Source organism: Rothia amarae (assembly GCF_042677725.1).
GTDB lineage: Bacteria > Actinomycetota > Actinomycetes > Actinomycetales > Micrococcaceae > Rothia > Rothia amarae.
On record NZ_JBHUCN010000015.1, the window covers coordinates 172,336 to 184,715 of the forward strand.

At 53.8% G+C, this 12,380-nt stretch carries 11 protein-coding genes; 6 read left to right on the forward strand and 5 right to left on the reverse strand.

Translation table 11 applies throughout. The annotated features are described in order from the left end of the window. Positions 1-9 precede the first annotated feature (9 nt). Entirely contained in the window at positions 10-2,136 is a 2,127-nt protein-coding gene (locus ACFR81_RS10495) for a transglycosylase domain-containing protein (RefSeq protein ID WP_343876414.1), read from the reverse strand. 88 nt (positions 2,137-2,224) lie between these two features. On the opposite strand from ACFR81_RS10495, the gene ACFR81_RS10500 reads away from it, so the two are divergent. The 3 genes from ACFR81_RS10500 to ACFR81_RS10510 all read left to right on the forward strand — a co-directional run bounded on the left by ACFR81_RS10500 (position 2,225) and on the right by ACFR81_RS10510 (position 3,992). After that, the gene (locus ACFR81_RS10500; RefSeq protein ID WP_068170608.1) at positions 2,225-2,422 is read left to right on the forward strand and encodes a DUF4177 domain-containing protein; all 198 of its coding nucleotides are present in this window, start codon (positions 2,225-2,227) and stop codon (positions 2,420-2,422) included. A gap of 102 nt (positions 2,423-2,524) precedes the next feature. After that, positions 2,525-3,013: a RidA family protein gene (locus ACFR81_RS10505; RefSeq protein WP_343876415.1), complete on the forward strand. Its 489-nt coding sequence runs from the start codon at positions 2,525-2,527 to the stop codon at positions 3,011-3,013. Next, positions 2,997-3,992 carry an NUDIX hydrolase gene (locus ACFR81_RS10510; protein ID WP_343876416.1) on the forward strand — a complete coding sequence of 332 codons (996 nt, stop codon included), beginning with the start codon at positions 2,997-2,999 and terminating at the stop codon, positions 3,990-3,992. The genes ACFR81_RS10505 and ACFR81_RS10510 overlap by 17 nt, the downstream gene beginning before the upstream one ends. Before the next feature lie 86 nt (positions 3,993-4,078). Here the strand turns inward: ACFR81_RS10510 and ACFR81_RS10515 are convergent, their stop codons facing one another. After that, positions 4,079-4,756, reverse strand: a complete 678-nt coding sequence (locus tag ACFR81_RS10515; protein WP_068170614.1) for a Crp/Fnr family transcriptional regulator — start codon at positions 4,754-4,756, stop codon at positions 4,079-4,081. A 284-nt stretch (positions 4,757-5,040) separates the two neighbouring features. On the opposite strand from ACFR81_RS10515, the gene ACFR81_RS10520 reads away from it, so the two are divergent. Then, positions 5,041-6,231: a MarP family serine protease gene (locus ACFR81_RS10520; RefSeq protein ID WP_343876417.1), complete on the forward strand. Its 1,191-nt coding sequence runs from the start codon at positions 5,041-5,043 to the stop codon at positions 6,229-6,231. 6 nt (positions 6,232-6,237) lie between these two features. Here the strand turns inward: ACFR81_RS10520 and aroQ are convergent, their stop codons facing one another. Then, positions 6,238-6,684 carry a type II 3-dehydroquinate dehydratase gene (gene aroQ, locus ACFR81_RS10525; protein ID WP_343876418.1) on the reverse strand — a complete coding sequence of 149 codons (447 nt, stop codon included), beginning with the start codon at positions 6,682-6,684 and terminating at the stop codon, positions 6,238-6,240. Between the two features lie 176 nt (positions 6,685-6,860). After that, positions 6,861-8,795 carry an acetate--CoA ligase gene (gene acs / locus ACFR81_RS10530; protein WP_343876419.1) on the reverse strand — a complete coding sequence of 645 codons (1,935 nt, stop codon included), beginning with the start codon at positions 8,793-8,795 and terminating at the stop codon, positions 6,861-6,863. Between the two features lie 150 nt (positions 8,796-8,945). On the opposite strand from acs, the gene nth reads away from it, so the two are divergent. Together nth and ACFR81_RS10540 are read left to right on the forward strand one after the other, a co-directional pair. Then, entirely contained in the window at positions 8,946-9,836 is an 891-nt protein-coding gene (nth, locus tag ACFR81_RS10535) for an endonuclease III (RefSeq protein WP_343876420.1), read from the forward strand. Beyond that, complete coding sequence (locus ACFR81_RS10540) at positions 9,826-10,569, forward strand: NUDIX hydrolase (RefSeq protein ID WP_343876421.1); 744 nt, start codon at positions 9,826-9,828, stop codon at positions 10,567-10,569. The genes nth and ACFR81_RS10540 overlap by 11 nt, the downstream gene beginning before the upstream one ends. A gap of 6 nt (positions 10,570-10,575) precedes the next feature. Here ACFR81_RS10540 and ACFR81_RS10545 read toward each other — a convergent pair whose 3' ends face one another. Further along, entirely contained in the window at positions 10,576-12,357 is a 1,782-nt protein-coding gene (locus ACFR81_RS10545; RefSeq protein ID WP_343876423.1) for a bifunctional 3'-5' exonuclease/DNA polymerase, read from the reverse strand. Positions 12,358-12,380: the final 23 nt, after the last annotated feature.

The following is a 12,380-nucleotide window of genomic DNA, read 5'->3' on the forward strand; positions in this document are numbered from 1 at the left end:
TTCTCCTCGTTAGGACTGGGTCCCTCGAACCTTCTCCGAAGGCATATTGAATTTCTTGGTGTTGTACTTCTTGGCCTGGGCCTGCATGAATTCCTGCCACTGACCACCTGCATAGGTAGCGCCGTCAACGTAGTCCAAGCGCTTACCGTTGATAGAAAGATTGTTCAGTGAGCGAGAGCCCAAGTTAAGATTGCCTACCCATGAAGCTGTGGAAAGACCACGGGTGTAACCTACAGTCCAGGTCTGAGTGGAATTATCGGTAGTACCAGTCTTGGCAGCCGAAGCATCTTCCAGGCCGATACCGCGCCTCCACGCCGAACCGTCGACCAAAACCTGTTTGAGCACATAATTGACGCCGTTAGCGACATCCTTATCCATTGCTTTTTCACAATTTGCGTTGAATTTGCGAATGGTATTGCCCCGACGATCCTTTACCTCATTGATTGCCTGAGGCTCGCAATAGGTTCCTTCATTAGCGAAGGTAGCAAATGCAGATGCCATCGTGAGCGGCGAGGCTGGCTGTGCACCAATCAATCCGGAGAGGTTCTTAGGGTCGTAAGCTACTTTCTCTCCGGGGCTACCCGTGAATACGTGCAAATCCTTAGCAGTTTCTTGGACGCCACAGAGATCGACCTGCGAAGCGATGGAATAGAGGAAAGAGTTAATAGAGTTCTTCAAACCGTAAGCAACGGTGTTCCACGTCTGGTAGCCACCCTCAGCGTTCTGGAAGGTGAACGGCCCGCCATCCTTGTAGTAGACGTTGCCGCCTTCAACACAAGAGGCTCTCCAACCGAAGGACGCAGGGTAGCTCAGTTTGGTACCGTCGATGGTGGCGTTGACGCCCTTACCTTCCTTAATCCACTCGGCAAGAACGAGGGGCTTAAAAGTCGAACCCACCTGGAAACCTGCCGTGCCACCGTCCTGCGCATCTACGTTGTAGTTATAAAGAGAGAACTGGTTAGTGTCATCGGCATCCCCAAAGGCGGTGTTCTGAGCCATTGCAACGATTTTGCCCGAACCTGGCTCTACAGACACCAAAGAGGCGTTTACATCGTCAGGGTTGTTATCGGAAGGCTGAGTATTTTCCACAGCTTTCTTGGCATCAGACTGAGCGCTGGTGCTCAGGGTTGTGGTAATGGTGTAGCCACCACGGTAAAGGTTTGCTAGACGGTCATCTTGGGTTGCCCCAAAGTCTTTGTCTTGCATTACCTGAGCAACAATGTAATTACAGAAGTAAGCATTAGCGCCGGCAGCTTCACAGCCGCTTTCTGAGTAATGAAGGTCAAGATCAAGTTCAGAATTTACGGCTTCATTGTATTCGTCTTCATTAATCTTGCCGTCACGGTACATAGTTCCAAGCACCACGTTGCGGCGTTCTTTAGCCATCTCAGGGTTAACATCGGGACGGTACTGGTTGGGGGACTGCACCATACCCGCCAGTAGAGCCGACTGCTGAACATTGAGCTTAGAAGCCGGAATGCCCCAGTAGTACTGAGAAGCGGCTTCTACACCATAGTTAGAACCACCGAGGTTCACAATGTTGAGATAGCCTTCAAGAATTTCGTCTTTGGACTTATTTTGCTCCATGGAAATCGCAAGCTTGATTTCCTTGACCTTATCCATGTAACCCTTGTTCGCGCCTAGGGTTGAGGCTTCTTCACCGTTAACTTCAGCCTGGTCAATCAAAAGGTTATTAACGTACTGCTGGGTCAGCGTAGATGCACCCTGGCGGTTGCCTGGGCGGAGAAAGTTGTTGACAACAGCGCGGAACATACCGAGCGGAGATACTGCGCCGTGCTCATAGAACGTACGGTCTTCGACCGAAATAATGGCGTCCTGCATATGCTTGGACATGTCCGAAAGGGGCACCGAGGTGCGGTTCTGAGAGTAGAAAGAAGCCAGCTCGGTCTTACCATCGGAGGCTAAAACCCTCGACGGCTGTGAGAGCGGTCCTTCAGACATATCCTCAGGAAGACCCTTGAACCAGTTAATGGAGGACGTCGCGGCAACTCCCACGCCAACGGTAGGAGGTATGAGAATGCCTGCGGTCAAAAAACCGGCGATAATACTCAGTGCAATGAACTGAATAAAGTCACCGGGAGTGCGCTTGGTACGAACGTTCTTGGATGAAGCCATTCCCACAGTTTACAAGTTGAATCTGAGAATTGGGGAGTGGGAACGTTTTAACTTTCCAAATCCTCATCACAAGCACTAGGCTAGGGGTATGGAAAAATGGGAATATGCAACTGTGCCCTTGATGATTCACGCTACCAAGCAGATCCTCGATAACTGGGGTGAAGATGGCTGGGAACTCGTAACCGTTCTCCCTTCATCTGCACCTGCTTCTTCTGCTCCTGAAGGCAACATGGTTGCCCCTACTGCGGGAAACCCCATCGCTTACTTCAAGCGCAAGAAGGCATAGCCACTACTACACTTGAACAAACGACCGGTTTTTCGTGCTGTTGAGGTACGAAGCCGGTCTTTGTGCGCTTTATATACAGCGATTTATTTACAAGGACACACGATGAGCGAAAATAACTCTTACATTGAGGAACGCATCCGCGAACTGGGGTATGAACTACCCCATGCACCCGAGCCTGTCGCAGCCTACGTGCCGGCAGTTACCAGCGGAAACTATGTGTATACCTCGGGTCAGCTTCCTTTCGTGGACGGTAAACTGCCCGCTGTGGGTAAAGTCTCTGATGCTGCAACAGAGGGAACGGTTAGCCCCGAGGAAGCGAAGAAACTAGCCGCTATCTGTGCCTTGAACGCCTTGGCTGCGGTCAAGCAGGTCATCGGTGATTTAGACCGTGTGAAGAAGATTGTTAAAGTTGTCGGATTCGTGGCATCGGAACCCTCTTTCTTCGGTCAGCCCGGTGTTATCAACGGTGCCTCCGAACTGTTTGGTGAGATTTTTGGCGACGCCGGTATACACGCCCGCTCTGCGGTAGGCACTCCTGTGCTGCCCATGGATTCGCCTGTAGAAGTTGAGATCATTGTCGAGTACATCTAAAACCGGTTTATATACCGGTGCCCTCAATACCGTTCGTCCTAAGCGTCCGGTATCCCCGGCAGAACCCAGCGCCACCTGCGAGCGGTTTTTTAAGATTCCTGAAGAATTTGCTCCCGCTGTCAAAGCATGGATTGAAGAGGGCGCTGAAGGCGCATGCCAGGCAAAAACTGCCTCCTCTATTGTTTATGTACGAGACGGTCGCGAAGGGTTAGAAACTATCCTGACCTACCGTCCGGGATTCTCTCCCATGGGTACGGTGGCTTTCCCCGGTGGCTTATGCACGCCAGAAGATTCCGAACAGGTGCCCTGGATCGGCCCCAGTAACGAAGTGTGGCGCGACGTCTTCCACCATGACAATCTCGAAACCGCGCACACGGCGGTAGTGGGCGCTATCCGTGAATCGTTTGAAGAAATCGGTATTCTGTTGGCCGGCTCCGATGAGCTGAGTACCGTAGAGGTCAGCTCAGACGGATGCGATCAGATGGCCGTGCGTGAAGCCGTAGCCAACGGCGATAAGAACTTCGGTGACTACCTGATCAAGCGCGGACTCAAACTGCGCACTGACCTCTTGCGCCCCATCGTGCGCTGGCACTCACCAGATTTTCGCCATAAACGCTACGACACCCACTACTTTGCGTGTGCCGCACCGGTGGGGCAGAACCCTAAGCTGCTGACCTCCAAAGGGATTTGGGGCGATTGGGTGAACGTGCGCGAACTGTTGGCACATAAGGAAACTTCTTACCTGGGTGATCTCATCAACCAGGAAGAAACCCGCGGTCGGAGCTTTGAAGAGCTCATTACTCCTGGCTCACTGTGCGTTCTTGAAGATCTTGCCCGCGCGTCCACGTCTGTCGCTTATCTGGCGCAAAAGCGCGCCGTCAGCGTAAAAAAAGCGGACGTCGTGATGAAAGACGGCGAGTTTATGTTGCGTTTTACCGCACCCACCAAAGCGGGCGCCCGCGAGAAGTGCCGTCTTTAGCGACCCATTTATCAAAGACATAAAAAATTCCCCGTGGAAATTTCCACGGGGAATTTTATTTGCGCCCATTATGGGGCGATGAAAATTTAGCGTGAGCGATTGCGTAGACGCTGCAGGTCAAGAATGACCACCGCGCGTGCTTCCAAACGAATCCAGCCGCGGGACACAAATTCAGCCAGTGCCTTGTTCACGGTCTCGCGTGAAGCGCCAACCAGTTGAGCCAGCTCTTCCTGAGTCAGCTCGTGAGCTACCAAGATGCCGTCGGTCGCGGGGCGACCAAAGCGGTCTGCCAAATCCAGCAGAGCTTTTGCAACGCGACCGGGAACGTCGGAGAAGACCAAGTCTGCAAGGTTCTCGTTGGTGCGGCGCAAACGACGAGCCAAAGCCTGAAGAACCTGAGCAGAAATCTGAGGTGACTTCTCCATAGCCTTGCGCAAAGATTCGTGCTTGACGGCTGCGAGACGGGTTTCAGAAACAGCGGTTGCGCTGGTGGAACGAGGTGAAGGATCGAACAGAGCCATTTCACCGAAAATTTCACCGGGGCCCATGATAGCTACGAGGTTCTCGCGGCCGTCTGATGCGGTGCGTCCGAGCTTAATCTTGCCGGAAACGATGAAGTAGAGCTGATCTCCGGGATCGCCCTCATAGAACAGGTTAGCGCCTCGTGAAAGGTCGACCTCGGTGATGTCTTCGGTTAGTGCGGCAAATGCCTGGTCGTCGAGGGATGCAAAGAGGGGTGCGCGACGCAGTACTTCAAGATCCATGTCTCTCCTTAAAATCTTAGGGTGTGAATGCCATATCTTTGAGGCGTAGAGAATGAGTATAAACCCGGCTGTCTATACACGCCAAAAATGGTGTGACATATTCAACTAGTATCGAGACTACCTCAATTTATGGCTGGACACACCCCTATTTACCGGGCATTCACTTTCCACAGGTGGCTCTAAGAGTAATTTGAGCCCTGCTTGAAGAAAAACCTACTAGAGTCGGAATTTCTATCTACGGCACAATAGATAGGTCAGCCTGTCTCAACATGAGGGGAGCACCCGTGGGATTTCATCTGCTCGATATTATTTTGGTGCTTATTCTGGTGCTCTATTTCTTGAACGGATTACGCCGGGGATTTTTCGTATCCTTGGGAACCCTAGCTGGATTTGCGCTAGGTGTTCTTGCCGCTTTCTACATCACTCCCTGGGTCATCACCCAGGTGGACGCCCACTGGTATGTCATTGCAGCTGTCATCTCAGTCGTATTATGCGTGGTGGTTGGCCAGTGGCTTGGTTTCCTCGTAGGACGTGCCATTCGGCGGTTTTCTGACGCCACCCCCTTACGCGGCGTCGAGCGGGTAGCAGGAGCGATTCTGAATCTTGTGGTTGCTTCTTTGGCAATCGTGGTGCTTGCCCTGATCGTGAAACCTTTGGGCGTAACGCCCATCAATACAGCTGTCTCTGAATCTAGGGTTATTGAGACGCTCATTCGTCTCACCCCCGATTCCTGGGAAACTCAGGTAGAAAAAGCTCGGGCACAGGTCATCAGTTCAGGAGTAATTCCTGAAGTTCAAAATCTTTTGTTCCCCTCAGAAGAAGCACCTACCGAGGTTATTTCTAATCCTGCGCTAGAAGCTGCTCGGGAATCGGTGGTGCAAATTTGGGGAGCGGCGGAGGCCTGCAGCTTCAGTTCCGAAGGATCAGGCTTTGTTGCTGCACCACATGTAGTGGTGACGAACGCGCACGTGGTCTCCGGCGTCGAGCAACCCGTGGTTCAGGACGCCGCAGGCAAGTCCCACAGGGCAGATATCGTTTACTATAATCCCACCGAAGACTTAGCGCTCTTGCGAGTCGATAATCTTGAAACCACGCCGCTTACCCTGGGAAGCAACGCCGCAGCGGGAACCACCGTTGCTTTTATGGGCTTTCCTCAAGGTGGCCCGTTCCAGAATCGCAGCGCCACGGTGCAGGGGCTCGGTTATACCCAAACCATCGATTCGGTAACAGGCGAAAAGAACCCGGTGCGACTGGTGTATCAATTGGCTGCCAATGTTGAGCAGGGAAATTCTGGTGGTCCGGTACTTGATATAAACGGCAACGTAGTGGGCGTTATCTTTGCCAAAGCAACTCAGGGGCAGACGGGCTACGCTATTCCGGTCTCGGTCCTCTCCGACGTCCTAGCATCTCATTCCGCCGATACGCAGACTGTCGATAGTGGCCAGTGTACTCCCGGTACGATACCAACGACCTAGCGCTCTTTACGATTTCTCATTCAAGTAATGGGTCAGGAAATCTATTGCCATGGTGTAACCCCATGCGCCCGCTCCTGCGATCACTGCGGTGGCTTGCAAAGACACAAACGAACGGTGTCTAAAGTCCTCCCGGCGGTGCACATTCGAAAGATGAACCTCTACCACCGGTAATTCGGCGGCTTCTAGAGCATCGTGAATCGCCACCGATGTGTGCGTATAAGCTGCCGGATTGATGATGATTGCCGCAGCTTCGGTGCGCGCTCGCTGGATTTCGTCGATGAGCGCACCTTCATGGTTTGACTGCATAAACTGCACATCGAACCCTGCTTGGGCGGCGCGCATTCGTACCTGTTCCTCAATATCAGCGAGGGTGGTGATTCCATAGATCTCAGGTTTGCGGGTGCCCAGCATATTCAGATTGGGGCCATTGAGCACGAAAATGGTTTGCGACATGGCTTTAGTCTAACGGTCGGTATTTTTGGTATGAAGCTCCCCAGCATCTAAAACAGAGGAAAGCTCGCAAACACAGCAACGGTGAACTGACTGGGTCTGGCATGAATCGCCTTTGCGAGAGCTTTCGAGCCAGGCGAGAAGGTTCGTTCACCGTTGCTGTGTTTGCAGAGCGACTGCTACTTTTTGTACGTCTCTACAATCGCATCCATGACGGTCGAGTCAGCCAAGGTTGTGACGTCGCCTACCTGGCGGTCTTCTGCGACGTCTTTGAGCAGGCGGCGCATAATCTTGCCTGAGCGAGTCTTGGGTAGCTCGGGCACGATGACCACTCGCTTGGGTTTAGCGATCGGTGATATTTCTACGCCCACATGGGCGCGGATTTCCTGCTCCAGTTCTTCGTGGTTGAGGTTTTGTCCCTGCGCTTCGTCGGAGAGAATGACGAATGCCATGACTGCCTGGCCGGTGGTTTCATCGGTTGCGCCTACTACTGCAGCTTCTGCGACTGAGGGGTGGGAGACTAAAGCGGACTCAATTTCGGGGGTGGAGAGGCGGTGGCCGGAGACGTTCATGACGTCGTCCACGCGACCCAGAACCCAGAGGTCGCCGTCGGCGTCGCGCTTTGCACCGTCGCCCGCGAAGTAGCGGTCGCCAAAGCGTGCCCAGTAGGTGTCCACGAAGCGTTCGTCATCACCCCAAATGGTGCGCAACATAGAGGGCCAGGGCTCGGTGATGGCCAGCAGTCCGGGTTGTTCATTGGGTAGCGGATCGCCAAGGTCGTCTACTACATCTATGTTGACGCCGGGGATTGGCTGCTGAGCCGAGCCAGGTTTTGCAACGGTGACGCCGGGCAACTGCGAAACCATGATTGCTCCGGTTTCGGTCTGCCACCAGGTGTCGACGATGGGGCACTTGCCGCCACCAATGACTCGGTGGAACCAGACCCAGGCTTCAGGGTTGATAGCTTCGCCCACGGTTCCCAGAACGCGCAAGGAAGAAAGGTCGTATTCAGCGGGGATGTCTTCGCCCCACTTCATCATGGTGCGAATCGCGGTGGGGGAGGTGTACATGATGGAAACGCCGTATTTTTGCACAATTTCCCAGAAACGGCCGCGGTGCGGGGAGTCTGGGGTGCCTTCGTAAATGACCTGGGTGGCGCCGTTGACCAGCGGGGCGTAGGCAACATAGGAGTGACCGGTTACCCAGCCAACGTCAGCAGTGCACCAGTACACGTCGGTTTCGGGTTTGAGGTCAAAAATGTTTTTGTGGGTAAAAGCGCCCTGGGTGAGGTAGCCGCCGGTTGTGTGCAAAATGCCCTTAGGTTTGCCGGTAGTGCCGGAGGTGTAAAGGATGAACAGCGGATCTTCGGCATTCTGTGCCGAGGGTGTGTGTTCAGTTGAAGCAGCATCGACGATCTCGCTCCACCAGAGGTCACGTCCTTCGGTCCATGCAACCTCAGCTTCATTGCGCTTGACAACCACCACGTTGGTAACTGACTTGCCACCCTTTTCCAGTGCCTTATCGACGGCAGGCTTGAGCATGGAAGGCTTGCCACGGCGGAAGGAGCCATCGGCGGTGACCACGAGCTTAGCTTCGCCGTCTTTAATGCGGGAAAGAAGTGCATCTGCAGAGAAACCGCCGAAAACTACCGAATGAATGGCGCCAATGCGGGCACAAGCCAGCATGGTGATAACGGCTTCGGGAATCATGGGCAAGTACACTGCCACGCGATCGCCCTTGCTTACGCCCAGGGATTCGAAAGCGTTTGCAGCCTTGGAGACTTCATCTTTGAGCTGAGCATAGGTGTACTCGCGGGTATCGCCAGGTTCACCTTCGAACAGGATAGCAATGCGGTCGCCCTTGCCGGCTTCTACATGGCGGTCCACGGCGTTGTAGCAAGCGTTGAGTTCACCGTCTGCAAACCATTTGGCAAAGGGAGGGTTCGACCAGTCCAGAGTCTGCGTGAAATCCTTGCTCCAGGTGAGAAGTTCTCGTGCTTGATGAGCCCAGAACTCGGGGCCCTGCTCGCGAGCGGTCTCGTACAAATCTGCGGTGGCATTTGCCTGTGCGGTGAATTCTGCCGGGGGAGCAAACGTTTGAGGGGCCTCTGACATGGGAATATCCTTTCAGCTGACGTTGAGCAATATGCTCAGCGGGAAGTGTAACTGCTTTTCACAGTAAGGGAATTTGTTGCTCCTGTCACATTTATTCCGTCATAAGCTCGTAAAAATCAGGTGAAATATTCAGCGTGTAATCTTGAACGAGTGAGCAGATTAACGCCAACCGAGCCTTTATCAGAACAGGAGCTAAGCCTCCTGGAAATTCGCCAGGTACCGCCTTTTAAGGCAGAGGACGCCGCTCGTCGTCGCCGGAAAAATCCTGAATCGCCCCTGGGCAAGAAAAGACGCGCCCGCAAGATTAATCGAATCCTGGCAGATACTTTCCCCTATGCTGTTGCTGAATTAGATTTCGAGAGCCCCTTTGAACTGCTCGTTGCCACGGTACTCTCTGCCCAAACCACCGATGTGCGGGTCAACTCGGTGACTCCCACTCTCTTTCAGCATTATCCAGATGCTCACGCACTGGCAGAGGCTCCCTTGGAAGCAGTAGAAGAAATAGTGCAACCGCTTGGTTTTTACCGTTCTAAGGCAGCCTCTATCGTGCGCCTGGCGCAGCAGCTCACTGAAGACTATGACGGCGTAGTTCCCCAGGAATTAGAGGAGCTCGTCAAACTTGCAGGGGTCGGTCGGAAGACCGCTTTTGTGGTGCTAGGTAATGCTTTTGGGCGGCCTGGTCTAACCGTTGATACGCATTTTGGACGGTTATCGCGCCGGCTTGAATTCACTACTCATGAGGAACCTGCGAAGGTTGAAAAAGATGTCGCTGAACTCTTCGATTCCTCTGATTGGACTGATCTCTCTCAGCGTCTCATCTATCATGGACGGCGTATTTGTCACTCTAAAAAACCGGCGTGCGGAGTGTGCCCTATCGCCGATTTATGCCCCAGCTATGGAATCGGCGAAACCGATGAGACAAAAGCGGCACAATTATTGAAGTACGAGATGGCACCGGGGCGCGAACACCTGCATCTCAGGTTTGTGCAGGGTGTATCTCGCCAAGAATTGCGAAGCGAAGGGTGGAGTCTTGGAGCATAAAACTGAGCATCCGGCTCTAACGCAGCTCAAGAAGCTTGCACGGGCAGAGAACTTGGTGAACGATCCTGCAGAAAGCTGGCGAGTGGGGGAGCTAGATGATTCCAGCGTCAAACAAGCAGCCGTGTTGATTCTGTTTGGTGTTTTGGATGAGGTTCCCGCGACCCATCGTCAGGGACACGTTGCAGATGATTTAGATGTCCTGATTGTGGTGCGCGCGGCAACCCTACGCCAACACGCTGGTCAACCTGCATTTCCCGGTGGCAAGGTCGACCCAGAAGATCTAGCGACCGCCTCTGAAACCAACAAACCCGTCTCCTATGTTGCCGCTTTACGCGAAGCGGTGGAAGAAACCGGGCTCGACCCCTCCGGCGTCGAAATCTTAGGAGAATTTGGCGAAATCGGGCTACCCGTGAGCAATTTCAGCGTAACTCCCGTGCTGGCGTGGTGGAACAAACCATCGCTCGTGGCTGCCCAAGACGCCAAAGAATCCGCCTTGGTTCTACGCGTTCCAGTCTCTGATTTGCTGAACCCTGCAAACCGGCATATGGCAACGGTCAAGCATGGAAAGAGCGTTCATTCCTCCCCGGCTTTTACCGTACAAAACGCCGAACAAGAATTTGTGATTTGGGGTTTTACGGGAATCGTTCTGGACCGAATCTTTACCCAGTTAGGGTGGACCGAAGAATGGGACCCCACGGTTCGCCGTCCGGCACCTGGGTACGAGAAAAAATAGGGAACCCTATTTCGCTGTGGAATAGTTATCCGTGACGGCAATAGTTACGGGAAACTCCACCGAAATATGACCAAATAGAACCTCACCGGCAGCTTGTGCGGCGTCCCGAACTATCTGCTCGCACAGTGCAGCCTCGCGTTCAGGGCCGTAAATCATGATCTCATCGTGGAGGAAATATACCAGTTGAGATTGCAAAGGCTTTCCGAACAGCGTGGTGGCGCGGAGCTTTTGTCGAATCTGCGCCATCCAGCACAGAGCCCACTCTGCGGCGGTACCCTGAACCACAAAATTGCGGGTAAAACGACCCCAACTACGAGAAGCAGCCAGCGCCGCCCGCTCGTCTTCGGCTGTAGCCTGGCGGCGTTGGCGTTCAAACCACTCGGAAGAAGGCGCCGGAGACACCCTGCCCAAATAAGTGCTGACCTGCCCGCCCTGCTCTCCAACTCGGGCCGCGCGTTCAGTAAATTCAATCGCCTGAGGGAACATCGTGCGTAGGTGAGGCATGAGCTTTCCAGACTCGCCGGTGGTCGCCCCATACATGGCACCTAATAGCGCAATTTTTGCCTGAGCACGCTCGTTCAGCGCTGACCCGGTATACTCACCAATTTTGGCGATACCCAGATATAAATCAGTTCCTCTGCCGGCAAGCGCTAGTTTTTCGTCCCCGCTCATTGCCGCCAGGATACGAGGCTCCACCTGGCTGGCATCAGCAACTACCAGCATTTTGCCGGGCTCCGCGGCGACGGCAGTGCGCACGTCGCGAGGAATCTGCATGGCACCACCACCATGAGCACCCCAGCGCCCCGTCACCACACCTCCCACCTCATAGGAAGGATGAAAGCGGTCATCTTGTACCCACTCGTCTAGCCAGTTCCACCCGTTCGCGGTAAAAAGCCGAGCAAGTTTTTTATAAGCAAAGAGGGGCTCGATGAGGGAGCGACGTTGCTGAGCCAACTGAGGATTCTCCTCAGCCCACCCCTTCAACGCCCACTTGCTGGTAGATTTCACCCGAATCCCTGCAGACTGAAGCGCTCGTAAGAGCTCCTGCGGTGAATCCACATTCAGCTTGGGTGTAGCGAGTTTTTCGCGAATTTCTGTGGCTAATTTTTCCATTTCGGCAGGGCGCTCGAAAGGAGCAGGTCTGGGACCTAGCGTTTCAACGAGGAGCTTCTCATGCAGAGATTTGTTCCAGGGCATGCCGTGAAATTTCATTTCAGCGGCAATCATTCCACCGGTAGATTCCGCTGCCGCCAAGAGTTTGAGACGGCGGGGATGGGGTGCAGCTTCTATCGCGCGGAGTTGAGCCTGAAGTTCGACGGCAAGTTGCGACGCCGTTGGCGCCGTTTGCTGACCGGTGTCTGGCTTGCTAGGAGATAAGAAATCGTCATCGAATAGGGAATCTTGCCCTTGAATTTGCCGTGTGGGCGGGATCATACCCGATGGTTTTTCAAGTGATTCTTGGAGCAAATCAAGGGTGGGGGCAAAAGCGATGCGGCTCTGGGAATGTGTAGCGGCGATACTCAAAATTCTTTGAATGAGCCGCAAATCATGGGATCGTTCGGGCGAGATACCCTGCTCCAAGAGGAGGGGCATGATCTGACGCGAATCAGCCCATACCCAGCGAATCGGTGCGGGGCGGTTAGAGTCTTCAACCTCATGGACGAACTGCCCCAGTTTAGATTCAGGTACCGTGCGCCGGGAACCTTCGCGACCGTCTGCAACAGTGACGGCTTCCCAGAGAAACTCGCCTGCTGCTCCGCTCTCGGACGCGCCCAACACAATGTACATGTACTCATTATGACCGAACCTCC